The sequence below is a fragment of the Kineococcus aridisoli genome, from assembly GCF_050871885.1.
In the GTDB taxonomy this organism is placed as follows: Bacteria; Actinomycetota; Actinomycetes; order Actinomycetales; family Kineococcaceae; genus Kineococcus.
In genome coordinates, this window is record NZ_JBJLSF010000029.1 from 1 (window position 1) to 26515 (window position 26515).

The 26515-nt window shown below is 77.0% G+C and carries 26 protein-coding genes; 12 read left to right on the top strand and 14 right to left on the bottom strand.

The annotated features are described in order from the left end of the window. Positions 1-84: 84 nt before the first annotated feature. Positions 85-1215, bottom strand: a complete 1131-nt coding sequence (locus ACRYM2_RS10090; RefSeq protein ID WP_432521945.1) for a winged helix DNA-binding domain-containing protein — start codon at positions 1213-1215, stop codon at positions 85-87. A 48-nt stretch (positions 1216-1263) separates the two neighbouring features. Beyond that, positions 1264-2016 (bottom strand): sulfite exporter TauE/SafE family protein, encoded by a 753-nt coding sequence (locus ACRYM2_RS10095; protein ID WP_432522024.1) that lies wholly within the window; start codon positions 2014-2016, stop codon positions 1264-1266. A gap of 111 nt (positions 2017-2127) precedes the next feature. On the opposite strand from ACRYM2_RS10095, the gene ACRYM2_RS10100 reads away from it, so the two are divergent. Further along, entirely contained in the window at positions 2128-3615 is a 1488-nt protein-coding gene (locus tag ACRYM2_RS10100) for a DNA polymerase IV (protein WP_432522026.1), read from the top strand. After that, positions 3612-4547 carry a DNA-3-methyladenine glycosylase 2 gene (locus ACRYM2_RS10105; protein ID WP_432521947.1) on the top strand — a complete coding sequence of 312 codons (936 nt, stop codon included), beginning with the start codon at positions 3612-3614 and terminating at the stop codon, positions 4545-4547. The genes ACRYM2_RS10100 and ACRYM2_RS10105 overlap by 4 nt, the downstream gene beginning before the upstream one ends. Positions 4548-4554: 7 nt before the next feature. Here the strand turns inward: ACRYM2_RS10105 and ACRYM2_RS10110 are convergent, their stop codons facing one another. Beyond that, positions 4555-4896, bottom strand: a complete 342-nt coding sequence (locus tag ACRYM2_RS10110) for a metallophosphoesterase family protein (RefSeq protein ID WP_432521948.1) — start codon at positions 4894-4896, stop codon at positions 4555-4557. A gap of 373 nt (positions 4897-5269) precedes the next feature. Here ACRYM2_RS10110 and ACRYM2_RS10115 point away from each other — a divergent pair, with 373 nt between their 5' ends. Next, positions 5270-6004 (top strand): SDR family oxidoreductase, encoded by a 735-nt coding sequence (locus ACRYM2_RS10115; RefSeq protein WP_432521950.1) that lies wholly within the window; start codon positions 5270-5272, stop codon positions 6002-6004. Here the strand turns inward: ACRYM2_RS10115 and ACRYM2_RS10120 are convergent. Continuing rightward, entirely contained in the window at positions 5988-6938 is a 951-nt protein-coding gene (locus ACRYM2_RS10120) for a LysR family transcriptional regulator (protein WP_432521952.1), read from the bottom strand. The two genes, ACRYM2_RS10115 and ACRYM2_RS10120, sit on opposite strands and share 17 nt — an antisense overlap. Before the next feature lie 59 nt (positions 6939-6997). Here ACRYM2_RS10120 and ACRYM2_RS10125 point away from each other — a divergent pair, with 59 nt between their 5' ends. The 4 genes from ACRYM2_RS10125 (at position 6998) to ACRYM2_RS10140 (ending at position 12197) form a co-directional block, all read left to right on the top strand. Next, a complete protein-coding gene (locus tag ACRYM2_RS10125) occupies positions 6998-8293 on the top strand; it encodes an MFS transporter (protein ID WP_432521954.1) in 1296 nt (431 codons plus the stop codon). Beyond that, complete coding sequence (locus ACRYM2_RS10130) at positions 8290-9192, top strand: NAD-dependent protein deacetylase (RefSeq protein ID WP_432521956.1); 903 nt, start codon at positions 8290-8292, stop codon at positions 9190-9192. The genes ACRYM2_RS10125 and ACRYM2_RS10130 overlap by 4 nt, the downstream gene beginning before the upstream one ends. Positions 9193-9491: 299 nt before the next feature. Beyond that, positions 9492-10628 (top strand): 23S rRNA (uracil(747)-C(5))-methyltransferase RlmC, encoded by a 1137-nt coding sequence (rlmC, locus tag ACRYM2_RS10135; protein WP_432521958.1) that lies wholly within the window; start codon positions 9492-9494, stop codon positions 10626-10628. 153 nt (positions 10629-10781) lie between these two features. After that, complete coding sequence (locus ACRYM2_RS10140; protein ID WP_432521960.1) at positions 10782-12197, top strand: MFS transporter; 1416 nt, start codon at positions 10782-10784, stop codon at positions 12195-12197. Here ACRYM2_RS10140 and ACRYM2_RS10145 read toward each other — a convergent pair. Continuing rightward, the gene (locus ACRYM2_RS10145; protein WP_432521961.1) at positions 12175-12495 is read right to left on the bottom strand and encodes a DUF1905 domain-containing protein; all 321 of its coding nucleotides are present in this window, start codon (positions 12493-12495) and stop codon (positions 12175-12177) included. The genes ACRYM2_RS10140 and ACRYM2_RS10145 overlap by 23 nt on opposite strands. Positions 12496-12546: 51 nt before the next feature. Between ACRYM2_RS10145 and ACRYM2_RS10150 the strand changes: the two genes are divergently transcribed. Further along, a complete protein-coding gene (locus tag ACRYM2_RS10150) occupies positions 12547-13155 on the top strand; it encodes a hypothetical protein (protein WP_432521963.1) in 609 nt (202 codons plus the stop codon). A gap of 52 nt (positions 13156-13207) precedes the next feature. Here ACRYM2_RS10150 and ACRYM2_RS10155 read toward each other — a convergent pair whose 3' ends face one another. Both ACRYM2_RS10155 and ACRYM2_RS10160 read right to left on the bottom strand, forming a co-directional pair. Next, the gene (locus tag ACRYM2_RS10155; protein ID WP_432521965.1) at positions 13208-14365 is read right to left on the bottom strand and encodes an oxygenase MpaB family protein; all 1158 of its coding nucleotides are present in this window, start codon (positions 14363-14365) and stop codon (positions 13208-13210) included. Beyond that, positions 14323-14958: an acyl-CoA-like ligand-binding transcription factor gene (locus ACRYM2_RS10160; RefSeq protein WP_432521966.1), complete on the bottom strand. Its 636-nt coding sequence runs from the start codon at positions 14956-14958 to the stop codon at positions 14323-14325. Before ACRYM2_RS10160 ends, ACRYM2_RS10155 begins: the two co-directional genes overlap by 43 nt. 101 nt (positions 14959-15059) lie before the next feature. Here ACRYM2_RS10160 and ACRYM2_RS10165 point away from each other — a divergent pair, with 101 nt between their 5' ends. Both ACRYM2_RS10165 and ACRYM2_RS10170 read left to right on the top strand, forming a co-directional pair. Then, positions 15060-17453 carry a glycoside hydrolase family 3 N-terminal domain-containing protein gene (locus ACRYM2_RS10165; RefSeq protein ID WP_432521967.1) on the top strand — a complete coding sequence of 798 codons (2394 nt, stop codon included), beginning with the start codon at positions 15060-15062 and terminating at the stop codon, positions 17451-17453. A gap of 83 nt (positions 17454-17536) precedes the next feature. After that, complete coding sequence (locus ACRYM2_RS10170; protein ID WP_166614032.1) at positions 17537-18121, top strand: NYN domain-containing protein; 585 nt, start codon at positions 17537-17539, stop codon at positions 18119-18121. 28 nt (positions 18122-18149) lie between these two features. On the opposite strand, the gene ACRYM2_RS10175 is transcribed toward ACRYM2_RS10170, so the two are convergent. The 7 genes from ACRYM2_RS10175 to ACRYM2_RS10205 all read right to left on the bottom strand — a co-directional run bounded on the left by ACRYM2_RS10175 (position 18150) and on the right by ACRYM2_RS10205 (position 25079). Beyond that, complete coding sequence (locus ACRYM2_RS10175) at positions 18150-18494, bottom strand: DUF3817 domain-containing protein (RefSeq protein WP_432521969.1); 345 nt, start codon at positions 18492-18494, stop codon at positions 18150-18152. 127 nt (positions 18495-18621) lie between these two features. Continuing rightward, positions 18622-20127 carry an aminobutyraldehyde dehydrogenase gene (locus ACRYM2_RS10180; RefSeq protein WP_432522028.1) on the bottom strand — a complete coding sequence of 502 codons (1506 nt, stop codon included), beginning with the start codon at positions 20125-20127 and terminating at the stop codon, positions 18622-18624. Between the two features lie 85 nt (positions 20128-20212). Further along, positions 20213-20653 (bottom strand): EAL domain-containing protein, encoded by a 441-nt coding sequence (locus ACRYM2_RS10185; protein WP_432521971.1) that lies wholly within the window; start codon positions 20651-20653, stop codon positions 20213-20215. 291 nt (positions 20654-20944) lie between these two features. Next, on the bottom strand, positions 20945-21898 hold the full coding sequence (locus ACRYM2_RS10190) for a cation diffusion facilitator family transporter (RefSeq protein WP_432521973.1): 954 nt from the start codon (positions 21896-21898) through the stop codon (positions 20945-20947). Further along, the gene (locus ACRYM2_RS10195) at positions 21895-22254 is read right to left on the bottom strand and encodes an ArsR/SmtB family transcription factor (protein ID WP_432521975.1); all 360 of its coding nucleotides are present in this window, start codon (positions 22252-22254) and stop codon (positions 21895-21897) included. Before ACRYM2_RS10195 ends, ACRYM2_RS10190 begins: the two co-directional genes overlap by 4 nt. Positions 22255-22343: 89 nt before the next feature. Then, positions 22344-23429 carry an arabinan endo-1,5-alpha-L-arabinosidase gene (locus tag ACRYM2_RS10200; RefSeq protein WP_432521976.1) on the bottom strand — a complete coding sequence of 362 codons (1086 nt, stop codon included), beginning with the start codon at positions 23427-23429 and terminating at the stop codon, positions 22344-22346. 99 nt (positions 23430-23528) lie between these two features. Beyond that, positions 23529-25079, bottom strand: a complete 1551-nt coding sequence (locus ACRYM2_RS10205) for a methyl-accepting chemotaxis protein (RefSeq protein WP_432521978.1) — start codon at positions 25077-25079, stop codon at positions 23529-23531. 202 nt (positions 25080-25281) lie between these two features. Between ACRYM2_RS10205 and ACRYM2_RS10210 the strand changes: the two genes are divergently transcribed. After that, positions 25282-25872 (top strand): TetR/AcrR family transcriptional regulator, encoded by a 591-nt coding sequence (locus ACRYM2_RS10210; RefSeq protein WP_432521980.1) that lies wholly within the window; start codon positions 25282-25284, stop codon positions 25870-25872. 31 nt (positions 25873-25903) lie between these two features. After that, on the top strand, positions 25904-26503 hold the full coding sequence (locus tag ACRYM2_RS10215; RefSeq protein WP_432521982.1) for a DUF4865 family protein: 600 nt from the start codon (positions 25904-25906) through the stop codon (positions 26501-26503). Positions 26504-26515 lie beyond the last annotated feature (12 nt).

The window sequence follows — 26515 nt, forward strand, 5'->3', positions numbered from 1 at the left end:
AATTAAAAACCCCCAACAACCTGTACGTCCACGCGGCCCGTTGGGCCGCCGCCGGCCACCGGGGGGTGCCGGGGCGCCCGCGCGTCAGCCGAGCCGGCCGGAGGGCAGCGCCGCCGCCCGGCGCTCCAGCGCCGCGGTCTGCGCCGCGGAGGGCTCGGCGAACCAGTCGGCGGCGATCCCGTCGCCCTCGCGCACCCAGGTCCCGACGACGGTGCCCGCGCTGACGAGGGTGCCGCGGAAGACGCCGTTGCCGCCGGGCACGACCCGGGCCGCGTGCTCGGCCGCCAGCACGTGCCCGCGGTGGGCGTAGCCGAGCAGGAACTCGTCGAAGCCCGGCAGCAGGTGCAGCCCGCGCAGCGCCCGGCGGTGCGCGGCGACGAGGCCGGCGACGGCCGGGTCGACCAGGTGCTCGACCCCGTCGACCTCCACGGCCTCGAACTGCCCGCGCACGGCGGCGAACGCCCGCCGCGCCCGGCCCAGCGGCAGCTTCGTCCACCCCGCGAAGTCGGCGGCGCTCGCCGGCCCGTGCCCGCGCAGGTAGCGCGCCGCCCACCGCGCCGCGGCCTCCTCGACGTCCTCGTCGTCCTCGTCGTCCTCGTCGTCCTCGGCGCCCCCCGCGTCCCCGGCCCGCTCCGGGCCGCCCGGTGCACCGGCGGCCGGCAGCCACTCCTCGACGAGCACGAACGCCTGCTCGCGGCCCAGCAGCGGGCCCTGGCACAGCACGCCGGTCGCCGACAGGTGGAAGAGCAGGTGGTACCCGCGCCCGGCCGCCGTGCCCTGCCCGGCCCGCTCGAACGCCGCGAGCAGGTCCGCGCGGGTGGCCCCGCGCGTGCCGGTGAGCAGCTCCTGCGCGCACCGCAGCGCCACCGCGAGGTCGGCGTCGCCGATGCCCAGCTCCGCGCGCCGGCGGGCGCTCGCGGTCACCGTGCGCTGCGCGCACAGCCGCAGCACCCGGCGCAGGTCGTCCCCGCCGATCAGGTGCAGCGTTCCCCGCATCGGCCACGAGCGCACCACCTCGCCCGCCTCCAGCGCCCGCGCGAGGTCGTCGCCGCCGGCGGCCGTGCGCAGCGCGACCGCGGTGGCGGCGGCCCGCAGGTCCTGCGCCTGCACCGCGCCCAGGCGCCGCACGACCTCCGCGGCGCTGCCCGCGCGCGGGAGCACGCCCTGCGCGGCCAGCCGCCACACCCCGACCTCGCCCGCCGCCAGCCTCGTCATGCGCTCACGCTCCCACCGCCCTGCGACACCCGGTCGGGAGGGGGCCGGTCAGCGCAGCAGGTTCAGGCCGGAGACGACCGACAGGCCCAGCACCCAGCCCTCGAACTTCTTCTGGTCGATCCGCTTGGCCAGCCACCAGCCGATGAGCGCGCCCACGACGACGGCCGGTGCGAGCTTCAGGTCCAGCCACAGCGACTCGGCGCTGATGAGGCCCAGGCCCACGCTGAACGGCACCTTGAAGACGTTGACGATGAAGAAGAACCACGCGCCGGTGCCCAGGAACGACATGACGCCCAGGCCCATGGTGAACAGGTAGATCGACATCGGCGCCCCGCCGGCGTTGGCGACCATCGTGCTGAACCCGGCGAGGAAGCCGAAACCCACCGCCGCCAGCCGCCGCGCGGTGGGGGTCATCGGCACGACGTCCCCGCGCCGGCGCAGCCGGCGGCTGCGCCACAGGTGGATCACGACGAGCAGCACCAGCAGCGCGCCGATGGAGCGGCGCATCACCGTGTCGTCGACGACCCGCACGAAACCCGCGCCGGCGACCACCCCCACCGCGACGCTGGGGAACAGCCGCACCAGCAGCCCCCACTCGGCGTGCCGGCGGTAGATCGAGATGGCGAACACGTCGCCCAGGATCAGCAGCGGCAGGATGATCCCGGTCGACTCCTTGGCCGGCAGCACGAAGGCGAAGATCGCGACCGCGATCGTCCCCGCACCGCCGATGGAGGTCTTGGAGAAACCGATGACGAGGGCCGCCAGGAGCAGGGGGAGGAAGTCCGTCGTGGACACGTCCAGCACCGTCGGAGACTACTGAGCGTCCCCGCGCCCGCTGCCGCGGGTGCCGCCGCGGCCGGTGTCGGGGCGGCCGGTGTCGGTGCCGCGGTGCAGACTCGTCGGGTGGTCGAGGTGGCGGAGCGCATCGCGCGACGGGGCGGGCGCCCGGACCCGACCCGCCCCGGGGTGCTGCACCTGGACCTCGACGCCTTCTTCGCCGCCGTCGAGCAGCGCGACAAGCCCTCGCTGCGCGGCAAGCCCGTCGTCGTCGGCGGCACCGGCGGGCGGGGGGTCGTCGCCACCGCCAGCTACGAGGCCCGCGTCTTCGGCGTCGGCTCGGCCATGCCCACGCAGCGGGCCCGCCGGCTGTGCCCGAACGCCGCCTACCTCGCGGGGCGCTTCGAGGCCTACCGGGCGGTCTCCGAGCAGGTCATGGCGCTGGCGCGCGAGCTGTCGCCGCTGGTGGAGCCGCTGTCGCTGGACGAGGCCTACGTGGACCTGTCCGCCGTCCACGACGACCTCGACGTCGACGCCGTCACGCGCATCGCGCAGGAGTTCCGGGCCGCGGTGCGCGCGCGCACCGGCCTGACGGTCTCGGTGGGCGTGGGTGCCAGCAAGCTGCTGGCCAAGATCGCCTCCGACCTGCGCAAGCCCGACGCCCTCGTCGTCGTCCCCCCGAGCGGGCAGCGGGAGCTGCTGGCGCCGATGAGCGTGCGGGCGCTGCCGGGCGTGGGCGCCGTGACCGGTGACCGCCTCGTGCGGGCGGGCCTGCGCACGGTCGGGGACCTCGCCGCCGCCGACGAGGGCGAGCTGGTGCGCATGCTCGGCAAGGCCCACGGCACCGGGCTGCTGGCCTACGCCCGCGGGGTCGACCCGCGCCCCGTCGTCGCCGAGCGGGAGGCGAAGTCGGTCTCCGCGGAGGAGACGTTCGCCCTGGACCTCACCGACCGCCGCGACCTCACCGAGCGCGCCCGGCGGATGGCCACCCGCGTCGCGGCCCGGCTGCAGGCGGCCGGCGTGTCCGGGCGCACCGTGACCATCAAGGTCCGCCGCTACGACTTCACCACCCTCAACCGCTCGCGCACGCTGCCGCGCACCACGTGCGCCGCCGGCGAGATCGCCGCCCAGGCCGCCGAGCTGCTCGAGGGCGTCGACGTCGCCGACGGCGTGCGGCTGCTGGGGGTGGGGGTCTCGGGGCTGTCGGAGTTCAGCCAGGCGGACCTGCTGGCCGACCTCCTCGACGAGCAGCCCGGTGGCCGGCCCGGCGAGGAGCCCGGCGAGCGCCCCGGGGAGCAGTCCGGCCAGGAGCCCGGTGGGGGTCCCGCCGAGCCCGGGGACCCGGAGGGCGCTGAGCCGCCCGGGGAGGCGGGCGCCCTGCTGGAGGGCGGCTCGCCGCGGCCCTACGGCCCGCACGCGGCGCCGGGCTGGCGGCCGGGGCAGGACGTCGCGCACGCCGAGCACGGGCCCGGCTGGGTGCAGGGCTCCGGCGCGGGCCGCGTCACCGTCCGCTTCGAGGGACCGCACACCCCGGTGGGGCGCATCCGCACCTTCCGCGACGACGACCCCGACCTCGTCCCCGCCGGCCCGCCCGTCTTCGACCCCGGGCGGGCGGGCGCGTGAGCGGCGGCACCGCCGTCCGGGCCGAGCGGCGGCTGGCCGTCCCCGGCGCGCTGGCCGCCGCGCCGCTGCGCCGCTTCCTGCTGGCGCACGCGCTGCCCGGTGCCGAGCGCCACACCGACGGCGTGCACACCCGCACCTTCCCCACGGCCGCGGGCCCGGTGGTCGCCGACGTCGACCTGGGCACCGCGCAGCGCTGCGAGCAGGTCGTCGTGCGCCTCGCCGTCCCGGAGGGGGTGGGCGGGGACGCGGCGGACGAGCTGGTGGAGGAGGTGGCCGGGCGGGTGCGCCGCTGGCTGGACCTCGACGGCCCGCACGAGGCCGCCGAGGCCGCGCTGGCCGCCGACCCGCGGCTGGCGGGCCTCGTGGCCGCCCGCCCCGGCCTGCGGGTGCCGCGCGCCGTCGCCGGCGCCGAGACGGCGGTGTGCACGGTGCTCGGCCAGCAGGTCTCGCTGGCCGCCGCCCGCACCTTCGCCGGCCGCCTCATCGCCGCCTGGGGCGCCCCCGTCGGCGCGGGTCTGGCCGCCTTCCCGACGCCGGCCGCGCTGGCCGCCGCGGGCCCCGACGCGATCCGCGCGGCGAGCGGCGTCACGGGGGCGCGCGCCCGCACCGTCCACGCGCTCGCCGCGGCGCTGGCCGACGGCCTCGACCTCGACGCCGCCGCCGGCGACGCGCGGGCGGCGGCCGAGGCCCACGCCGCGCTGCTCGCGCTGCCCGGCATCGGGCCGTGGACGGCGGACTACGTCGCGCTGCGCGTCTTCGGCGACTCCGACGCCTTCCTGGCCGGTGACCTCGTCCTGCGCCGCGCCCTCGGCGGCGTGGGCGCGAAGGAGGCGCTGGCGCTGGCCGAGCGGTGGCGGCCCTGGCGCGGGTACGCGCTGCTGCACCTGTGGACGGCGGAGGTGTTCGCCGACGCCCCCGAGCCGGGGCGCTGAACCGCGCTCAGCGCCCGTGCAGGTCGGTGCAGCCGCGCAGCGCCTCCTCGTCCGCGACGGCCCGCGCGGCCTGCTGCCCCGTCAGCGGCACCGGGACGCCGGAGACGATGCGCGCCGGTTCCCACCGCGCGTCCGGGGCGCCGCCGCCGCCGGGCAGCCGGTGCGCGTGCGAGCCCACGACGGCCTCGGCGCCCGCGGCGAGGCCGGGGTCGAGGACCTGGGTGGCGTCGAACACCGCGAGGCGGTGCCCGGGCACGGTCGTCGTCCAGGGGGCGTGCGCGGCGTCGGCGTCCGCGCCGACCCCGACGAGCGGAACCCCCTGCGAGGCGCCTGCGGCGGAGGTGTCCACGCCTGCAGGACGCACCAGCTCCCGGCGGTGCTGCACCCGTCGCACGGGGGTTCCCGGTGGTTCCCCCAACCCCTCGGACCGGGGCGCCCCCGCGCGATCCTGGTGCGCGGGGTGGCCGGGCCGGCGGCCTCGGCGGGCAGGTCCTCGGAGCTGCCGCGGTAGACGTCCAGGACCACGTCGACGGCGACCGCCTCGCGCGCGACGACGGCGCGCACCCGCCACAGCGGGTCGGGACCCTGCGGCGCCTGCACCTGGGCGCAGGCGGTGACGGCGGCACCGGCCGGTCCCGTCGGTGGGGTCCGCGCCGCTCCCGGGGGGCCCGCACGGGCCGCGCCCCCGGACGCGCGGTCCTCCTTCCACTACGGTGCGGAGCGTGCAGGGAACGGTGGTCGTCACGGGCGGCAGTCGCGGCATCGGTGCCGCCGTGGTGCGCGCCCTCGCGGCGCGGGGGGTGCGCACCTGCTTCACCTACTCCACGCACCGCGAGGCCGCCGACGTGGTCGCCGCGCAGGCCGCCGACCTGGGCACCGAGGCGGTGCCGGTGCAGGCCGACGTGTCCGTGGAGGGCGACGTGCGGCGGCTGTTCGCCCAGGCCGAGCAGTTCGGCCCGATCACCGGGCTGGTGAACAACGCGGGCATCACCGGGCGGCAGTCCCCGTTCGTCGACATGGAGGTCGAGCGCGTCCGGCGGGTGCTCGACGTCAACGTGGTGGGCACGTTCCTGTGCGCCCGCGAGGCCGTGCGGCGCATGGCGGTCACCGGCGGCGGCACGATCGTCAACGTCTCCTCCCGCGCGGCGGTGCTCGGCGGCGCCGGCGAGTACGTCGACTACGCGGCCTCCAAGGCGGCCGTGGACGCCCTGACCGTCGGCCTGGCGCGGGAGGTCGCCGCCGACGGCATCCGGGTGGCCGGGGTGCGCCCGGGGCTCATCCGCACCGACATCCACGCCGGCGCCGGCGAGCCCGAGCGCGTCGAGCGGCTCAAGGGCACCGTGCCCATGGGGCGCGGCGGCGAGGCCGACGAGGTCGCCGAGGCCGTCGTGTGGCTGCTCTCGGACGCCGCCTCCTACGTGACCGGCACCACCCTGGACGTCAGCGGCGGTCGCTGAGCAGCAGCCCCGCGCGGGCCAGCACGCTGTCGCGGAACTGCTCGGCCACCCGCGGCAGCGGCTCGTCGCGCCAGACCAGCGCCAGCGTGCGCGAGGTCGAGGGCCCCGTCAGCGGGAGCTCGGCCAGGCCCGCGAACGCCTCGGCGGTGCCCGGCTGCGCCGCCGGCAGCAGCGCCACGCCCAGCCCGGCCGCCACGAGCCCGCGGATGGTGTGCGCGTCCTGCCCCTCGAAGGCGACCCGGGGCGCGATGCCCGCCGCGGCGAACAGCGCGTCGGCCGTCTCGCGCAGGCCGTAGCCGGGTTCGAAGAGGACGAACTCCTCGGCGGCGACGTCGGTGAGCGCGAGCGCCGGCCGGCCCGCGAGGCGGTGCTCGCCGGGCAGGGCCAGCACGAGCGGCTGCTCGGCGAGCTCGTGCGAGACCAGGCCCGCCCGCCGCGGCACGGGGGAGGTGAGGACGAGGTCGACCTCGCCGGCGGCCAGCTGGGCGAGCACGGCGCTCGCGGCGCCCTGGTGCAGCCGGAAGCGCACGCGGGGGTGGTCCTCGCGGAAGGCGCGCACCAGGGCCGGCACGGCGGCGGCGCCGAGGGTGTGCAGGAAGCCGAGGGCGACGCGGCCGGTCTCGGGGGAGTCGTCCTCGCGGACCGCGCGCACGCCGCGGTCGAGGTCGGCCAGCGCGCGGGCGGCGACGTCGGCCAGCGAGCGCCCCGCGGCCGTCAGCCGCACCCCGCGCCCGTCGGGGACCAGCAGCGGCACGCCGACGGCCTCCTGCACGCGGGCCAGCGCGCGGCTGGCGGTGGGCTGCTGCAGGCCGAGGGCGGCGGCGGCGCGCGTGACGTGCTCGTGCTCGGCGACCGCCACGAGCACCCGCAGCGGCCCGGCGAGCACGGCCAGCGGCTCGTCGCGCCCGTCCCGTCGATCCCGTCGATCGCGCATGGGTCCGCATCCTCCCATGCATTGGACGCATCGGTGCCGTGGTTCCTACGGTCGGGGGCGTGAGGATCGGGGAGGGCGCCGGGCAGGGCACCGGGGAGCGCAGCGGGGTGGGCGGCGGGCCGTGGCCGGGCCACGAGCGCGGCACCCCCGGCTACCGCCGCCTCGTCCTGGCGCTGTTCACCGCCGGCGTCGCCACGTTCGCGCAGCTGTACTCGGTGCAGGCGGTGCTGCCCTCCCTGGCCGCGGACCTGCGCGTCAGCGCCTCCCACGCCGCGCTCGGCGTCTCGGTGGCCACCGGGGCGCTGGCGGTCTCCGTCGTCGGCTGGAGCGCGCTCGCCGACCGCCTGGGCCGGGTGCCCGCGATGGTCGCCTCCGCCGTGCTCGCCACCCTGCTCGGCCTCGCCGTCCCGCTGGCGCCGGAGCTGGGGACGGTGCTGGCGCTGCGCGCGCTGCAGGGCGCGGCCCTCGGCGGGCTGCCCGCGGTGGCGGTGGCCCACCTCGCCGAGGAGGTCCACCCCCGCGAGGTCGCGCAGGCCGCGGGCGCCTACGTCTCGGGCACCTCCCTGGGCGGGCTGTCGGGGCGGGTCCTGTCCTCCCTCGTCACCGACCTCGCCGGCTGGCGCTGGGGCGTGGCGGCCGTCGCCCTGCTCGGCCTCGCGGCCACGGCGCTGTTCTGCCTCCTCGTGCCGCCCTCGCGCGGTGGCGTGCGCGGCCCGCGCCCCGCCGGGGCGGGCGCGGCAGCGGGCGCGGCCGGGGCGGGGCTGGTGCGCCGGGTGCGCGCGGCGCTGGGCGAGCGCGGGCTGCTCGCCCTGTACGCCCAGGCGCTGCTGCTCATGGGCGCCTTCGTCACGGTCTACAACTACCTCGGCTTCCGGCTGCTGCAGCCGCCGTTCTCGCTGTCGCAGGGCGTCGTCGGCCTGCTGTTCGTCGTCTACCTGGCCGGCACCGCGAGCTCCTCGCTGGCGGGCAGGCTGGCCGCCGCGGGCCGGTTGCGCGTGCTGCTCGCCGCGAGCGCGCTGCTGGCGGCCGGCTGCCTGCTGACGCTGGCCTCCTCGGTGCTCCTCGTGGTGGCCGGGCTCGCCGCGCTGACCGCGGGCTTCTTCGCCGCGCACGCCGTCGCGAGCGGGTGGGTGGGCGCCCGCGCACCGGCGGGCGCGCGGGCGCAGGCCTCGGCGCTCTACACGTTCGCCTACTACGTGGGCTCCAGCCTCGTCGGCTGGATCGGCGGGTTCGCGTTCGTCGCCGGCGGCTGGCCGCTCGTCGTGGCGCTCGTGCTCGTCCTCACCGCCCTCGCCGCCGCGCTGGCCGCCCTCGCGCTGCGCGGGCCGGCCCCGACCGGCAGCATGGCCCGGTGAGCGAGACCTCCTCCACGGCCCGCACCGACGAGCCGGCGGGCACCGGCACGGCCCCCGCCGAGGACGTCGAGCGGCTGGCGGACCTGCTGGCCGGCGGCCGGGTCGCCGTCCTGGCCGGGGCCGGCATGTCCACCGGCTCCGGCATCCCCGACTACCGCGGCCCCAACGGCTCGCTGCAGCGGCACACCCCGATGACCTACCAGGAGTTCACCGGCTCCGCGCAGGCCCGCCGCCGCTACTGGGGCCGCAGCCACGTCGGCTGGGAGCACTTCCGCCGCGCGCGGCCGAACGCCGCGCACCGCGCCGTCGCGGCGCTGGAGGCCGCGGGCATCGTCACCGGGACCATCACGCAGAACGTCGACGGCCTCGACCTGGCCGCCGGCAGCCGGGAGGTGGTGGAGCTGCACGGCAACCTCGACCGCGTGGTGTGCCTGCACTGCGGCGAGCGGACCTCCCGCGCCGAGCTGGCCGAGCGCCTGACCGCCGCGAACCCCGGTTTCGAGGCCCGCGTGGAGCAGCTGCACGCGCTCAACCCCGACGGCGACGCCGACCTCAGCGACGAGCAGCTGGCGGGTTTCCGCGCCGTGCCGTGCCGGCGCTGCGGCCAGGACGCGCTGAAGGCGGACGTGGTGTTCTTCGGCGAGAAGGTGCCCGAGGACCGCGTCGCCCGCTCGTTCGCGATCGTCGACGCCGCCCGCGCCCTGCTCGTCCTGGGGTCCTCGCTGAAGGTCATGTCGGGCTACCGGTTCGTCCTGCGCGCCGCCGAGCGGGGCACGCCCGTGGCGATCGTGAACTCCGGTCCCACCCGCGGGGACGCCAGGGCGGGCGTGCGGGTGGACGCGCCCCTGCAGGTGGTCCTGCCGCAGCTGCTGGACCGGCTCGCGGTCCCGGCGCGCTGACCCCCGCCCCCGCGGCCTCCGCGCCTGCGCCCGGATGCCGGCCACGCGCGCGCTGACCTGCTCGGTCGCGCGACCGGTCTGGTCGGCGATGGCGTCGATGACGGGACGACCTGCTGGATCCCCTCCGGGGCCCGGGTGAGGGCCTGCACGGTCAGCGACGCCTGCTCGGCCTCCGCCCGGGCTGCGGCGCTGGGTGAGGTGCTCACCCGGACGGGTGAGCACCTCTGGGAGGTGCATCGGCGCCCCCGCGCCGGACTTGAGCCCCGGGCCCCGCGGGGCGACCTAGACTGGAGGCCGCCATGCAGTGCGACTACTACGACCGCCACGCCTGCCGCTCGTGCACCCTCATCGAGGTCCCCTACGCCGACCAGGTCAGCGGCAAGGAGCAGCGCTGCCGCGACCTGCTGACCGGGCGGCTGGGCGAGCAGCCGCAGCTGCGGTGGCTGCCCAGCGTGCGCAGCCCGGAGGCCGGCTACCGCAACAAGGCGAAGATGGTCGTCGGCGGCACCGTGCGCCGGCCGACGCTCGGCATCCTCGACGCCGCCGGCCGGGGCGTGGACCTGCGCCGCTGCGGGGTGTGCACACCGGGCATCCGGGCCGCGCTGCCCGAGCTGGCCCGCTTCGTCACCACCGCCGCCCTGACGCCCTACGACGTCCCCGCCCGGCGCGGCGAGCTCAAGAACCTCCTGGTCACCGAGTCGCCCTCCGGCGAGCTCATGGTGCGCTTCGTGCTGCGCTCGGACGCCCTGCTGCCCGCGGTGCGCCGCCACCTGCCGCACCTGCTGCGCGCCCTGCCGCAGCTGGCCGTCGTCAGCGCGAACCTGCTGCCCGAGCACAAGGCCGTCCTGGAGGGCGAGACCGAGATCGCCCTCACCGAGCGGACGACGCTGCGGATGCCGCTGGGCGGGGTCGACCTCGACCTGCGCCCGCAGAGCTTCTTCCAGACGAACTCGACCGTCGCCGCCGCGCTGTACGCGCAGGTCGCGCAGTGGGTGGACGAGGTCGCGCCCGCGAGCGTGTGGGACCTGTACTGCGGGGTCGGCGGCTTCGCCCTGCACTGCGCGGCACCGGGCCGGGAGGTCACCGGCATCGAGGTCAGCGAGGAGGCCGTCGAGAGCGCCCGGGCCGGGGCGCTGGCCGCCGGGATCACCGGCGTGCGCTTCGCGGCGGGCGACGCGACCCGCTTCGCCCTGCAGGCGGGCACCGTCCCCGACCTGGTGGTGGTGAACCCGCCGCGGCGGGGGATCGGCGCCGAGCTCAGCGGGTGGCTGGAGAGCTCCGGCGTGCGCCACGTCGTCTACTCCAGCTGCAACCCGGTGACGCTGGCCGCGGACCTGGCCGCGATGCCGTCGCTGCGGCCGGTGCGCGCCCGGGTGCTGGACATGTTCCCGCAGACCCCGCACGTGGAGGTCGTCACGCTGCTCGAGCGGGCGTAGGCCGCCCCGAGGAGCCCCGGGCCCGCGGGCTGCGCGGAAACCCGGTCGACAGCCGCACCGGCGCACCGGGAACCTGTCCGTGCGCCGATGACTTCCGCGCCCGCGCCGGATCAGCAGGACGAGAACCCCTCGTCACGACGGCAGGAGCCCGCTGTGCCCGCACCCGAGGTCGCCCCGCCCCGCCTGGACCTGCGCTCGGGTCCGCAGCGGGTCTTCGCCCACCTGCTCGTCAGCAACGCCGTCGTCGGCGTCGTCAACTACACGGTCTGGTTCGCGGTGACGTTCTGGATCTTCCTGGAGACCCGCTCGGTGTTCGCCACCGGCACGGTCGCCGGCCTCTTCGTCGTGGCCACCGCGGCGACGGGCATCTGGTTCGGCAGCCTCGTCGACGAGCACTCCAAGCGGTCGGTGATGCAGGTCTCGGCGCTGGTCTCGGCGGGCGTCTACGCCGCGTGCCTCGCGGTGCACGTGCTCGCTCCCGACGGCGCCTTCTCCGACGTCGCGTCCTGGTGGCTGTGGGTCTTCGTCGTGCTCTGCATGGCCGGTGTCGTGGCCGGCAACCCGCGCGGCATCGCGCTGCCCACGCTGGTGACCCTGCTGGTGCCCGCGGACCTGCGCGACCGCGCCAACGGCCTGGTCGGCACGGTGAGCGGCACCTCGATGCTCGTCACCTCCGTCGTCAGCGGGGTGCTCGTCGCCTCCGGCGGCATGCTGCACGTCCTGCTGTTCGCGCTCGTCGTGCTCGCGGCCTCGGTGCTGCACCTGGCGCGCGTGCGCGTGCCGGAGGCGGGCGCCCTCCCCGCCGGCGGGACGGGTGCGCCCGCGGCGGCCGGGGGCGGCGTCGACCTGCGGGGCACCTGGCGGCTGGTGCGCGGCGTCCCGGGCCTGGTGCCGCTCATCGCCTTCAGCTGCTTCAACAACCTCATCGCCGGCGGGTTCATGGCGCTCATGGACGCCTACGGCCTCTCCCTGGTGCCGGTGCAGGTGTGGGGGCTGCTGTGGGGCGGGCTGAGCGCCGTCATGGTCGTCGGCGGGCTGCTCGTCGCCCGCCTCGGGCTCGGCGGCCGGCCGGTGCGGCTGCTGCTGCTGGTCAACGCCCTCGCGTGGACCGCGACGGCGCTCTTCCCGCTGGCGCACTCGATCGTGACGCTCACGGTCGCCATGGTGGTCTTCATGCTGCTCATGCCGTTCGCGGAGGCCGCCGAGCAGACCGTGCTGCAGAGCGTGGTGCCCTACGAGCGGCAGGGCCGCGTCTTCGGGTTCGCGCAGAGCGTCGAGCAGTCCGCCGCACCTCTCACGGCGTTCCTGATCGGGCCGATCACCCAGTTCCTCGTCGTCCCCTCCATGACCGACGGGGTGGCGGCGGCGGCGATCGGCGGCTGGTTCGGGACCGGGCAGACCCGGGCCATCGCCCTGGTCTTCGTGCTCACCGGGCTGGTGGGGCTCCTCGCCACGCTGCTGGCCCTGGCCAGCCCGCAGCACCGCGCCCTGGCGGCCTCCTACGCGCGCACCACCGCGGGCGCCACCCCGCCCGCCGACCCGGCGCTCAGCCCAGCACGTCGAGGGTGAAGTCGGCCTCGTCGCCGACGTCGATCCCCTCGCGCCGGCGCACCGCCGCCTTCACCGGCAGCACGTAGGCGCCGTCGGCGCTCTCCGGGAAGACCGAGGTGCGCCAGCGCGAGCTGCCGCAGACCACCGCGACCGGCACCGCGCCGAAGCCCCTGGGCGGGCGCGGGACCTCGCGCACCAGCGCGGACTCCTCCTGCGGCAGCCGCACGAAGACCCACGTGTCCGCACGCGCCTGCCAGCGCCACAGCTCGGCGCGGAACGCGCAGCTCACCCGCACCTCGTCCACGCCCGTGTCCACGCCGGCGATCCTGCCAGGGCGCCCGGACACCGGGTGGCCGATGCTGGGCCCGTGTACGCCGACACCCCCGCCGTCCGCGCGCGGCAGCTGGTCGCCGACGCCTGCTGGCTCCTCGCCGTCGTCGCGGCGGTCCTGGCCGGTCGGGCGGTGCGGGCCGCCGTGGAGGGCCTCGCCGCCCCGGCCCGCCGCTTCGCGGGCGGCGCCGACGACCTCGCCGCCCAGCTCGGGGGCGCCGCGGACGGCGTCGCGGGCGCGCCGCTGCTCGGCGACGACCTCGCCGGCCCGCTGGAGCGCGCCGCCGACGGGGCGCGCTCGCTGTCGGCCGCGGGCACCGACCAGGTCCAGGCGCTCGCGCACCTGGCGGGCGTGCTGGGCCTGACGACGGCGCTGGTGCCGATCGTGCTGGTGACGGTGCTGCGCCTGGTGCCGCGGCTGCGCTGGTGGCGCCGCGCCGCGCAGGCCCGGCGCCTGGCGGCCACCCCCGACGGCGACGACCTGCTGGCCCTGCGGGCGCTGCAGTCGCGGTCGGCGCAGGAGCTGCGCGCCGCGGTGCCGGACCCGGTGCGCGCCTGGCGCGAGCAGCGCCCCGGCGCCGTGCGGGCGCTGGCCGACCTGGAGCTGCGCGCCCTCGGCCTGCACCGCCGCCCCGACCCGCGCTGACCCGCGCCGGCCCGCGCCGGCCCGCGCTGGCCCGGCGCCCGCGCCCGTCCGCTCAGGCGGCCGCGAGCCGCAGCGCCCGCCGCACCCCGGCCAGGGGCGGTGCGGGCAGCGCGCCGTCCCGCACGAAGCGGCGGGCGGTCTCCACGTTCGCCTCGACCATCGCGTGCCAGGCCGCCGGCCGGCGCCGCAACCGCGCCCGGCGGGCCCGCACGAGCACGGCGACGGCGGGCACGAGCGCGTCGAGCACCGGGGTGCGCCCGATGCCGAGGGCGTCGGCGGTGCTCCTGTCGTGCATCGCCCGGGCCACCGCGCGCACCGCCGGCAGCGCCAGGCGGGGAGGCAGGCCGCTGACGTCGACGAGGCCGTCCGCGAGAGCCTGCAGGCCCGCGGCGGTCAGGGTGCGCGAGTCCCGGCTCGGCGGGCCGGTGAGCGCGGCGACCCGCCGGTCCAGCTCGCGGGCGCTCGCCCGGTCCACCGCGGCGGCCACGAGCGGGCGCTCGATGCCGAGCAGGGCGCCCAGGTGGTGCCAGTACCGGAACAGCTCGCGCTGCTCCTCCTGCGTCAGCGGCAGGCCGACGGCCTCCGCGCACACCGGGGCCACGAGGCTGAAGTCGAGCCAGGTGCGCACCTGGTCCAGCTGGCTGACGGGCAGGTGGCCCTCGACGCGGGGGGCGTGCCGGCGCACCAGCGCGTGGACCAGCCGCACGCGGCCGGTCTCGACGAACCCCGGCTGCCCGGGGCGCAGCCAGCCGGGGACGGAGGCGGCGTTGAGCCAGCGGCCGGTGGACAGCAGCCGCTCCGAGGCCCCCTCGACGAGCCGGCCGGTGGAGACGAGGACGGCGGCCGGTGCGGGCGGTGCGTAGGAGCGCAGCAGCGAGCCGGCGCCGATGTCGAAGACGTGCGCGGCGAACGGCGCCGTGTAGGCGATGCGCGAGGACACCTCGTGGACGACGTCGGGCACGGCCAGCGCGGTCCGCTCCATCTCCTCCACGAGGGCGCGCACGGCGGGGGTGCGCGCCGGTGCGCCCGCGAGGGCGGCGGCCAGCTCCGCGCGCACGGACGGCTCGGCGCCCACCCGCTCGGCGACGGCGTCGGCCGGCGGGTCCCCGCGCCGGCCGGCGGCCGCCAGCTCGGCCGGGGTGGGCAGCCGCACGGGTGCGGTGGCGTTCAGCGCGCCTCCTCCTCCAGCCAGGCCTGCAGCACCCGGCACAGCGGCGCCAGCTCGCGGTCCAGGTCGGGCAGCAGCGCCTCGGTGGGGTGCTCCACGGCCAGCCAGCTGCGCAGGACCGCCAGGTAGGCCGCGTGCACGGCTCCCGCGACGGCCTGCGGGACGACGGCCGCGGGGGCCATGTCGTGGCGCCGGGCCACGAACCCGGCGACCGAGGCCCGCCACAGCGCCCACTGCTCGGACTCCCCCGAGCGCAGCTCCGGGGAGCTGTCGAGGACCTGGAAGCGCTGCATCCAGCGCCCCTGCGCGTCCACGACGCGCTGCAGCGCACCGAGGACGCACTCGCGCACGAGGTCGGTCGTGGGCTCGGGGCGCTCCGCGGCGGCGTCCAGCAGCGCCACGAACCCCACGCTGTACTCGTCGAAGCGGTACCAGAAGATCGACGCCTTGGAGGGGAAGTAGCGGAAGAAGCTCGTCTTGCTGACCCCCGCCGCGGCGGTGATCTCGGCGAGCGTCGTCTCCTCGAACCCCTTGCGCAGGAACAGCTCGACGGCGACGTTCTCGATCTCCTCGCGGGAGGAGGCGGGCGGCCGGCCCCGGCGCGGCGCTGCGTCCTGCGGCGACTGTTCGCTCACGCCGCCAGCCTGCCACAGGCGGCGGGCAGCGCCCCACCGCGTCGTACGCTGACCGCGCCGCACCCGCGAGCGCACCGCCCGTTGATGCACCAGGAGGAACCGTGCCCACCGAACCGACCCTGCTGGGGCCCTGGCAGGACGCCGCGCTGCCCGTCGCCGAGCGCGTCGAGGCCCTGGTGGCCGCGATGACGCTGGAGGAGAAGGTCGCCCAGCTCGGCAGCCGGTGGATCGGCAACTCCCACGACGAGCCGGAGGCGGGTCCGGACGACGACGCCGCCGGGACCGGCAACGTCGCCCCGCTGCAGGACGTCTTCGCGGCCGGTGCGCTGGAGTTCGAGAAGGCCTCCGAGCACGGCCTGGGGCACCTGACCCGCGTCTACGGCTCCCGCCCGGTGACGGTGGAGGAGGGGCGCGCGGAGGTCGTGCGGCTGCAGCGCTCCATCGTCGAGCGCACCCGGCTGCGGATCCCCGCGATCGTGCACGAGGAGTGCCTGACGGGGTTCACCGCCTTCCAGGCGACGGTCTACCCGGCCGCGCTGGCGTGGGCGGCCACGTTCGACCCGCAGCTGGTGCAGGAGATGGCCGCCGCGATCGGCGCGGACATGGCCGCGGTCGGCGTGCACCAGGGCCTGTCGCCGGTGCTGGACGTCGTGCGCGACTACCGCTGGGGCCGCGTCGAGGAGACGATGGGCGAGGACCCGCACCTGGTCTCGATGCTCGGCGCCGCCTACGTGCGCGGGCTGGAGTCCGCGGGCGTCGTGGCCACGCTCAAGCACTTCGCGGGCTACTCGGCCTCGCGGGCGGCGCGCAACCACGGGCCGGTGTCGATGGGCCGCCGCGAGCTGGCCGACGTCGTCCTGCCCAGCTTCGAGGCGGCGCTGCGCCTGGGCGGGGCGCGCTCGGTGATGAACTCCTACTCCGACGTCGACGGGGTCCCGGCGGCCTCCGACGACTGGCTGCTCACCGAGCTGCTGCGCGAGCAGTGGGGGTTCACCGGCACGGTCGTCTCCGACTACTCGGCGATCGCGTTCCTGAAGACGATGCACCTGAGCGCCGTCGACGAGACGGACGCCGGGATCCAGGCGCTCGTGGCCGGCATCGACGTCGAGCTGCCCGACACCCTCTGCTACGGCGAGCGCCTGGTGGCGGCCGTGCGCGCGGGCCGGGTGGACGAGGCGTACGTGGACCGGGCGCTGCGGCGGCTGCTGACGCAGAAGGCGGAGCTGGGGCTGCTGGACGCGGACTGGACGCCGGAGGGGTCGGTGGCCGCCGGCGCGGGCCGCGAGCTGGACTCCGCGGCGAACCGGGACATCGCCCGCCGCATCGCGGAGGAGTCGGTCGTGCTGCTGGCCAACGGCTCCGGGACGCTGCCGCTGGAGGCGGGCGCGCTCCGGCGCATCGCCGTCGTCGGCCCGTGCGCGGACGACGCGAACACCTTCATGGGCTGCTACGCCTTCCCCAACCACGTGCTGCCGCGCTACCCCGGCCTCGGGCTGGGCGTGCGGGTGCCGACGCTGCTGGAGGCGGTGCGCGCGGAGTTCGCCGGCGCCGAGGTCGTCCACGAGGCCGGTTGCGACGTGCGCGAGCCCGGCACCGCCGGGTTCGCCGCCGCGGTGGAGGCCGCGCGCGGGGCGGACGTGGTCGTGGCCGTCGTCGGCGACCGGGCCGGCATGTTCGGCGCCGGGACCTCCGGCGAGGGCTGCGACGCGGAGACGCTGCGGCTGCCGGGCGTGCAGCAGGACCTCGTCGAGGCGCTGCTGGCCACCGGCACGCCGGTGGTGCTGGTGGTCGTCTCCGGCCGCCCGTACGCGCTGGGCGACCTCGTCGGCGCGGGTGCCGCGCAGGGCGGGGCCGCGGCCGCCGTGCAGGCGTTCATGCCCGGCGAGGAGGGCGGCGCCGCGCTGGCCGGGGTGCTCTCCGGGCGGGTCGTGCCCACCGGCAAGCTGCCGGTGCAGGTGCCCGCGACCCCTGGCGGCCAGCCGAGCACGTACCTGCAGCCGCTGCTGGGCACCAACAGCCGGGGCATCTCCAACCTCGACCCCACGCCGCTGTTCCCCTTCGGGCACGGGCTGTCGTACACCTCCTTCGCGCTGGGCGAGGTCGAGCTCGCCGACGCGCGGCTGCCCGTCGACGGCGCCACGAGCGTGTCGGTGACGGTGACCAACACCGGTGAGCGCGACGGCGCGGAGGTCGTGCAGGTCTACGCCCACGACGTCGCCGCCCGCGTCACCCGCCCGGTGCGCGAGCTCGTCGGCTTCGCCCGGGTGCCGCTGGCCGCCGGCCAGGCCCGGCGGGTCAGCTTCACCCTGCACGCCGACCGGTTCTCCTTCACCGACCGCGACGGGCAGCGGGTCGTGGACCCCGGTGCGGTGCAGCTGTTCGTGGCGACCTCCGCGGCCGGCGGCGAGCCCGTCGAGCTGGAGCTGACCGGTGAGCGCCGCGTCGTGGGCCACGAGCGCGTGCTGGACACCCCGGTCACCGTCCAGGAGGCCTGAGCGGCACCGGACGGCAGGACCGGCCGGCGGCACCGGCCTCCCGCGGCACGCCCCGCGGGAGGCCGATGCCCTAGCCTCGCGGTGTGGCGAGCGCGACGGTCGGACAGGGTGCAGGGCGCACGACGTACGTGGTGGTGGACGGGGAGAACCTCGACGCCACGCTGGGCGTGTCGATCCTCGACGGGCGCCCGGCGCCCGAGCAGCGGCCCCGCTGGGAGCGCCTGCTCGACTTCGCGCGCACGACGTTCGAGCAGCCCGCCAAGGGCCTGTTCTTCCTCAACGCCTCCTCCGGGCACCTGCCGATGTCGTTCGTGCAGGCGCTGCTGGCCCTGGGCTACCAGCCCATCCCGCTGGCGGGCGGGCCGGGGGAGAAGGTCGTCGACATCGGCATCCAGCGCACCCTGGACGCCCTCGTCGACCGCGACGGCGACGTGCTGCTCGGCAGCCACGACGTCGACTTCCTGCCGCAGATCGACCGGCTGCTCACCGGCGACCGGCTCGTGGGCCTCGTCGGCTTCCGGGAGTTCGTGAACTCCCAGTACGCGGGGCTGCGCGAGCGGGGCCTGAAGGTGTTCGACCTCGAGGACGACGTGCGCGCGTTCAACGTCGTGCTGCCGCGGGTGCGGATCATCCCGCTGGCCGACTTCGACCCGACGCGCTACCTCTGAGCGGCGCGCCGCGGCCGCCGCGCGGGGTTCAGCCCTGCGCGGCGGCGGCGGTGGTGCGCGAGGTGCGGCGGGAGAGCAGGCCCCGGCGCTGCACGTGGCGCTCGAAGACCACCGTCCCGAACGGCGGCACCCCGGCGGCCAGGCCGATCGCGGTCGTCTTCAGCGGCCACTTCAGCGTGAGCGCCACCCACAGCACCGACAGCAGGTACACGACGAACCCGACGCCGTGGACCGGGCCCACGACGGGGACCCCGCCCTCGTGCGGCGTCTGCACGTGCAGGACCCACTTGAGGAACATCGCGACGAGCAGCGCCGTCCACGAGACGGCCTCGACGAGGGCGATGACGCGGAACCAGCGGGCGGCGGCGGGCACGGGGTCCTCCAGGGCTCGGGGGTGCTGCTCCAAGTCTTACGCCCCGTAGGAGGCGGATCGCCCCCGCGGGGTGTGGGATCGCTCACTCCACCGCCCGCCGCCGGCCGGGAGCTGGCCGGGGGAGCGGTCAGGAGAAGACCGTGCGGTGCCACTCCTTGCGAGCGACCCCGGTGCGTTCGAGCATCACGTGCTTGACGGCGGTGTACTCCTCCAGCGAGTACGCCGACATGTCCTTGCCGGAGCCGGAGGCCTTCACCCCGCCGTGCGGCATCTCGCTGACGATCGGGACGTGGTCGTTGATCCACACGCACCCGGCCTGGATCTCGGCGCTCGCGCGCATCGAGCGGAACACGTCGCGCGTCCACGCCGAGGCGGCCAGCCCGTAGGGGGTGTCGTTGGCCAGCTCCAGCCCCTCGTCGTCGGTGCCGAACGGCAGCGCGACCAGGACGGGGCCGAACACCTCCTCCTGCACGACCTCGGAGTCCTGCGCGGCGTCCACGAGCAGGGTGGGGGCGTAGAACGCGCCCGCGGACAGGTCCGTGCCGTCGGCGGCGCTGGTCGGGGCGAACCCGCCGGTGACGACCCGCGCACCCGCGGCGACCGCCCGCTCCACCACCGCGGCCACCCGCTCGCGCTGGCGCACCGAGACCAGCGGGCCCAGGTCGGTGGCCGGGTCCGCGGGCGGCCCGACCCGGACGCCGGCCATGAGCTCGGCGGTGCGGGCGACGAACGCCTCGAACAGCGGGCGCTGCACGTAGGCCCGGGTCGCGGCCGTGCAGTCCTGCCCGGAGTTGATGAGCGAGGCGGCGACGGCGCCCTGGGCGGCGGCCTCGACGTCGGCGTCGTCGAAGACGACGAACGGCGCCTTGCCGCCCAGCTCCAGGTGCACGCGCTTGCCGGTGCGCGCGGCGACCTCCATGACCCGCCGGCCCACGGCGGTGGAGCCGGTGAAGGAGGTCATGACGACGCGCGGGTCGCCCACGAGCGCCTCCCCGGCCTCGGGGCCGGTCCCGGTGACGACGTTGAACACCCCGTCGGGCAGCCCGGCCGCGGTGAGGACCTCGGCGAGCAGCAGGGTGGTCAGGGGGGTGTTCTCCGCGGGCTTGAGGACGACCGCGTTGCCGGCGGCGATCGCGGGCGCCACCTTCCAGACCGCCATCTGCAGCGGGTAGTTCCACGGTGCGATCGAGCCGACGACCCCGAGCGCCTCGCGCCGCACGTAGGAGGTGTGCTCGCCGTCGTACTCGGCGGCGGCCTTGCCCTCCAGCACGCGGGCGGCGCCGGCGAAGAAGGCGACGTTGTCGATGCTGCCGGGCACGTCGAACTGCCGCGCCAGCCGCAGCGGCTTGCCGGTCTGCGCGCTCTCGGCGGCCACGAACTCCTCGGCCCGCCCGGCCATCAGGGCCGCGGCCCGGGTCAGGACCTCCGCGCGCGCGGCGGGGGTGGTGCGCGACCAGCCGCGGAAGGCGCGCTGCGCGCCGGCGACGGCGTCGGCGACGTCGTCCGCCGCGGCACCCGCCCCGGCGGCGACGACCTTGCCCGTGGCCGGGTCCAGGACGCTCAGCTCGGCGCCCCGGCCGGCCCGGCGCGCGCCGTCGATGTACTGCAACTCGTCCACGAACAGCCTCCCCAGCCACGGATCCCGTCGGCGACACCCTGCCCGATCGACGGATCGAGCGGAAGAGCACCCCTGTCGCCACGTCCCCTCCGCGGAGGGGTCACCGCAAGAGGGCGCCTTCGCCCTCCGGCTCGTCCCGGGCCGGCTGCGCGGCGCGCCGGCGCACGAAGCCGGGGACGTCCCCGGCGTCCACCGCGGCGTCGAACGGGTGGCCCTGGGCGCGGGAGACGCCCAGCGCCTGCAGCGGTCCCAGCTGCCCGGGCTCCTTCCACGCCCTCGGCCAGGATCCGCACGTCCAGCGCGCGGCACAGCGCCGCGATGCCTCCAGCAGCGAGGTGTCGCCACCGGTGACCAGCCTCGTCAGCGAGCGGTCCAGCTCCACCGTCGGGATGGGGAAGCGGCGCACGGAGGACAGCGAGGTGCAGCCGGTGCCGACGTCGTCGAGGTCGACGTGGAAGCCGGCCGCCACGACCTCGCGCAGCGACGCCGCGATCGACGGGTCGTCGGGCAGCTCCTCGTGCTCGGTGACCTCCAGGTGCACGCGGGCGGGGCCGGTGCGCGCGCACGCCGAGGCAGGCCACGAGCAGGGCGCCCGCGGGCACGAGCAGGACGGCGACGTCACCGGTCGCGGTGCCGCCGCCGGCCGGCAGCAGCGGAACGAGGCCGGTGAGGACCGCGAGCGCGCCGAGCGCCCGCTTCGACATCGTTCTCCTCGCCCCCGGGTGCCCGGACGGTCCGGTCCCTGTCCGCATCGGCGCGCGCGGGGCCGCGCTCGTTCGCCCATCGGGCGTGCCGGGCCCACCGGTGGGCGGCGCGGGCGGCGGGGGGCGCCTCAGTCGTGGGTGGCGACCTCGTGGCCGCCGTGCCCCAGGGGCTCCAGCTGGAAGGTGGCGTGCTCGACGGCCACGGGGAAGTGCTCGGCGACGCAGGCCTGCAGCTGGTCCAGGATCGCCGGGGCGTGCCCGTCGCTGAAGCAGGAGTCGTCGAGGACGACGTGCGCGGACAGCACGGGCAGGCCGGAGGTGATGCGGCTGGCGTGCAGGTCGTGCACGGCGTGCACGTGCGGCAGCTCCAGCAGGTGCCGGCGCACGTCCTCCAGGTCCAGCCCGGGCGGGGCCTCCTCCAGCAGCACCGAGGTCGTCTCGCGCAGCAGCCCCACCGTGCGCGGCACGATGAGGACGCCGATGAGCAGCGAGACGACGGCGTCCGCGCGCGTCCAGCCGGTGAGCGCGATGACCACGGCGGCCACGATCACCGCCACCGAGCCGAGGCCGTCGTTGACGACCTCCAGCACGGCGGCGCGCACGTTGATGCTGCGCTCGCCGCCGCCGCGCAGCAGCAGCAGCAGGGCGACGACGTTGCCGACCAGGCCGACGACGCCGAAGACGACCATCGCGCCCGAGGCGACCTCGGGCGGGTGCAGCAGGCGCCGCACGCCCTCGACGAGGACGAAGACGCCGACGGCGAGCAGCGCCGCCGCCTGCAGGGTGGCGGCGAGCACCTCGGCGCGCCGGTAGCCCCAGGTCCGCCGCGCGGAGGCCGGCCGGGCGGCCAGGCTCGCGGCGATCAGGGCGATCACCAGGCCCGCGACGTCGGTGAGCACGTGCCCGGCGTCGGCCAGCAGCGCGAGGCTGCCGGACAGCCACGCCCCGACGGCCTCGGCCACGAGCACGACGGAGGTGACGGCGAGGGCGCCCGCCAGCCGGCGGCGGTCCTGCCCGGGACCGCCGTGCCCGTGCCCGTGGCCGTGCCCGTGGCCGTGCCCGTGGCTCCCGCCGCGGGTCACGAGCGGGCCTCCTGCCCGGCCGCGGGCCGGGCGCAGGCCTCCTCGGCGTGGTCGTCGCCGACGGCGAGGACCACGCCGAGCAGGTCGCCGAGGGCGTGGCTCAGGCGCGCGTCGGTGATCTCGTAGCGCACCCGCCGGCCCTCGGGCACGGCGACGACGAGCCCGTGGCCGCGCAGGCAGGCGAGGTGGTTGGACAGCGACTGGCGCGAGACGCCCAGCAGGTCGGCCAGTTCCGCCGGGTAGCCCGGCGCCTCGCGCAGCGCCAGCAGCAGCCGCGAGCGCGTGGGGTCGGACAGGGCGTGGCCGAAGCGGGCGAGCACCTGCGCGGACGTCGCGATCACCCCCCGACGGTACATCGCCCGATGGATCGACGCGCCGGCCGGCGGGCGGGGTCAGGCCGGCGGGTCAGGCCGGCGGGTCAGGCCGGCGGGTCAGGCCGGCGGGGTCAGGCCGGCGGGCGGCCGTCACCCGGCCCGTAGCCGAAGGACGGCCAGCCGCCGCGCCACTCCACCTCGCGGATCTGCATGCGGATCGTGCCGCCGGTGCCCGCGTCGTAGTAGTGGTGCACCGCGTAGGTGCGGCCGCGGTCGTTGAGCACGTCGAGGGCGCCCGTGCCGACCTGGTCGCCGCGCCGACCCAGCAGCAGGTCCCCGCCGCCCTCGGTGAGCAGCCGCCCCTCGCGGTCGACGAACGGGCCGGTGGGGCTGGTGGAGCGGCCGACGTAGGTCTCGTAGGTGCTGTCCACCCCGCGGCAGCAGAAGCCGCGGGAGACGGTGAGGTACCAGTGGCCGCCGCGCTTGAAGACCTGCGGGTTCTCGACGGCGTTCGGCGGGACGACGGGGTCGCTGGCCAGGTCGGTGATCGGGCCGACGGGACGGACCATGTCCACCAGCCGCTGCACCTTCACCCCCGTCCAGAACGAGCCGAACGCGATGTACCAGGTGCCGCCGTCGGAGAACACCTGCGGGTCGATGGCGTTGAAGTCGTCGTCGGTGTCCGAGCGCAGCACCGGGCCGTGGTCGACCCAGCTGTCCAGGTCGCCGGGGGTGCGCGTCGTCGCGAGGCCGATCGCGGACTCGTTGGTGCCGAAGGAGGAGGCGGCGTAGTAGAGGTGGAACGTGCCGCCGCGCTCGACCACGTGCGGCGCCCACAGGTGGGCCACGCCGTAGGCCCGCGTCCACTCGGGCAGCGCGATGGCCCCGACCGACTCCCACGGCCCGGCGAGGCTGCCCACCGAGCGGCGCACGAAGATCCCGCCCGGGTCCTCGGCGTCCGCGCGGCCGGTGGAGAAGACGTAGTACGTCCCGCGGTCGCTGAACAGCGTCGGGTCGTGCACCGGGTCGTCGACCTCGCCGGGCACGTGGTCGCCGACGTCACCGCTCATCGGCAGCTTGCCGCTGGGCGGCGGCCCGCCCGGTGCGCCCGGCGCGGCCTGGGCGACGGCGCCCGCGCTCGTCAGGCACAGGGCCGCGAGGGCGGCGGCGAGGGACGCGCTGCGGCGTCGGGCGGTGCGTCGCGCGGTTCGGGGCACGGGGTTCCTCCTGCTCGTCGTCGAGCGCACCCGGCCGGGTGCGGAGCCGAGCATGCCCGCCCCTACAACGTTGCACAAGCTCCGCCCGGCGCGCCCGGCTCAGCCGTGCCGGAAACCGGCCGCCATCTCCTCCTGCTCGCCCAGGACGGCGGTGATGCTCGCCTGCACGGTGTCCAGCTCGCCGATGATCCGGCCGGTCTCGTCGATGCCCGCCGCGACCGAGCGGCTGCTGCTCTGGATGTCGGCGATCTGCTGACCCACGCGCTGGGTCGCCTCCGCCGTCTCGCGGGCCAGCTCCTTGACCTCGCCCGCCACCACGGCGAAGCCCTTGCCCGCCTCGCCGGCGCGCGCCGCCTCGATGGTGGCGTTGAGGGCGAGCAGGTTGGTCTGGCCGGCGATCGTCGTGATGATCCCGATGACGTCGCTGATCGAGGTCGTGACCTCCTCCAGCGCCTGCACCTCACCGGTCATGGTCGCCGCCTGCCGGCGGGCGGCGTCGGCGACGCGCCCGGAGTCCAGGGCGGCCTCGCGCAGCCGGGACACCGTCTCGAGCAGCTCGCGGGCCGAGGCCGCGTCCTCCTCGATCCGCCGCAGCGTCGCCAGGCGCTGCGAGACGAGGTGGGCCACGTTGCGCAGCGCGGCCGCGCGCGAGGGGGACAGCTCGATGGTCTCGGTGCTGAAGAAGTCCATGGTCCCGACGACCTCGCCCTCCACCAGCAGCGGGAAGCACACGCCCGAGCGGACGCCGGCGCGCTGGGCCGCGGGGGCCCGCACGCAGTCGGTGACCTCGGCGAGGTCGGGGACGAAGACCAGGTCCCGGGCCCGCCAGGCGCGCCCGGACAGCCCCACGCCCTCGGCGAAGCTCGCGCTCAGGGTCACGTCGCGGAACTCCTGGCCGGCCGAGCCGGACTCCAGCTGGAACTTCAGCGTGCGGTCGGACTCGTCGAGCGCCCAGAACGACCCGTAGGCCCAGCCGAACGCGCTGCGCACCGTCTCCAGCGCCGCCCGCAGGGCCGTCCGGGCGTCGGGAGCGGCGCCGGTCGTGGTGATGACCTCCGTCACCGAGGCCCGGTCGTCCAGGACCTCCTTCAGCTGCGCGGCTGTCACGGCGTCCTCGACCACGTGCGCCAGCACCCGGCCGATGGCCTTCCACTTGCCCTCGCGCGCACCGAAGAACGGCAGCTGCGTCGAGCCGTAGTACTCGTGCAGCGCGACCAGGCGCCCGCCGACGACGACCGGCAGGACCGCGCCCTGCGCCGCCCCCGCCGCGGCCGCCGCGCGCCAGCGCTCGTAGGTGGGGACGACGGCGGTGGACTCCTCGTCCAGCACGGCCATCGTCTGGGCCGTGGCCCACCGGACCTGCTGCGCGTCCAGGGTGATGGTCGTGATCCCCGTCGCGCTCAGCGCCGCGCTCATCGGGCCCGCCTCGCCGCGCAGCGCGAAGGTGCCCTCGCCCAGGGGCAGCCACACCGCCCCGTAGGTCAGGCCCAGCGCCGACGTCAGGGTCGACACGGCCGTCCGGTGGGCCTCCAGCTCACCGCCCCGATGCCCGTCCAGCGCCGTCAGCACGGCCTCGAGGGCCTCCACGTCGCGCGGCATCGGCTGCTGGTCCGGGGTGCGCGGCGTCCGCGCCGCGCGGCGGGTGAACATGGTCGTCGGTCCTCCGCAGGGGTGGTCGCGAGGTGGTCGCGCACGCCGGGTCTCGACGCCGCGGCGTCCCTCCGATCGGCAGCCGGGCGCCGCGGCTGAAGCGGCGGCGGGCGCCGCGGCCGCGGCACGGGGGAGGGCCCCGCCCCGATCGCGGGCGCAGAAGTCCCGACCTTCTGTACCTACTGTTGTGTACAGTGCAGCCGTGGATGCGAGGCAGCGGCTGATCGAGACCACCCGCGAACTGCTGCACGAACGGGGGTACGTGGGCACGAGCCCGCGGGCCGTCCAGGAACGCGCGGGCGTGGGGCAGGGCAGCATGTACCACCACTTCGCGGGCAAGGCCGACCTGGCCCGCACCGCGCTGGAGCGCACGGCGGCCCTCGAGCGCGAGCGCGCGGAGGCCCTGCTGGGGGACGCCTCGGTGCCCCCCGCCGACCGGGTCGTGGCCTACCTGCGGCGCGAGCGGGACGCGCTGCGCGGCTGCCCGGTCGGCCGGCACACCCAGGACCCCGACGTGCTCGCCGACGACGGCCTGCGCTCGCCGGTGGAGCAGACGTTCGCGTGGCTGCGGCAGCGGATCGCCGGCCTCCTCGCGCAGGCGCAGCAGGAGGGGAGCCTGCGCGCGGAGGCGGATCCCGCGGCCGTCGCCGCGGCCGTGGCCGCCGTCGTGCAGGGCGGGTACGTCCTGGCGCGCGCGGCCGCCTCGCCGGAACCGGCCGCCGCCGCCGCCGACGGGGCGGTGGCGATGCTCGAGGCGCTGCGGACCCCGCCCCGCGCGCCGCACCGCGCCTAGGGGTCCCGTCCGAGGTCCGAGGAGGAGTCCAGTGCTCGTCGCGCAGTACGAGATCGGCCTGCCGGCCGACTACGACATGGGGATCGTCGAGGAGCGCGTCCGCACCCGCGGCCACGCGACCGACGGCTTCCCCGACCTGGGGCTCAAGGCGTACGCGGTGCGCCGGCGCGGGCGCCACGGCTCACCGGTCAACGCCTACGCGCCGTTCTACCTGTGGGAGCGCCCGGAGGGGCTGACCACCTTCCTCGCCGGGCCGTTCCGCGCGATCGTGCAGGACTTCGGCCGCCCGGTGGTGCGGCACTGGATCGGCGTCGGCCTCACCCGCGGTCCCGCGCGCGGTGCGCCGGTGCTGGCCGTGCGGCGCACCGGGACCGTGCCGCACGGCGCCGAGCCGGCCGTCCTGGACGCCGCCGCGCGGGCTCCGCGCGATCCGGCCCTGCTCGTCGAGGCCGTCGCCCTCGACCCCGCCCGCTGGGAGCTCGTCCGCTTCTCGGTCTTCGACGCCCCGCCCACCGGCGGGACGCCCGTCGACGACGCCGCCACGACCGTCTTCGAGGTGCTGCACGCCTCCGCGCCCCGGCTGGCCGCCCTGCCGGCCGGCGTCCTCTCGCGCCCTCTCTGTACCTACTAGTACGTCTGGAGA

Coding starts and splice junctions, on each gene's coding strand:
- ACRYM2_RS10090 (WP_432521945.1), bottom strand. CDS start 1,215: ATGACGAGGCTGGCGGCGGGCGAGGTCGGGGTGTGGCGGCTGGCCGCG.
- ACRYM2_RS10195 (WP_432521975.1), bottom strand. CDS start 22,254: ATGTACCGTCGGGGGGTGATCGCGACGTCCGCGCAGGTGCTCGCCCGC.
- rlmC (WP_432521958.1), top strand. CDS start 9,492: ATGCAGTGCGACTACTACGACCGCCACGCCTGCCGCTCGTGCACCCTC.
- ACRYM2_RS10205 (WP_432521978.1), bottom strand. CDS start 25,079: ATGTTCACCCGCCGCGCGGCGCGGACGCCGCGCACCCCGGACCAGCAG.
- ACRYM2_RS10120 (WP_432521952.1), bottom strand. CDS start 6,938: ATGCGCGATCGACGGGATCGACGGGACGGGCGCGACGAGCCGCTGGCC.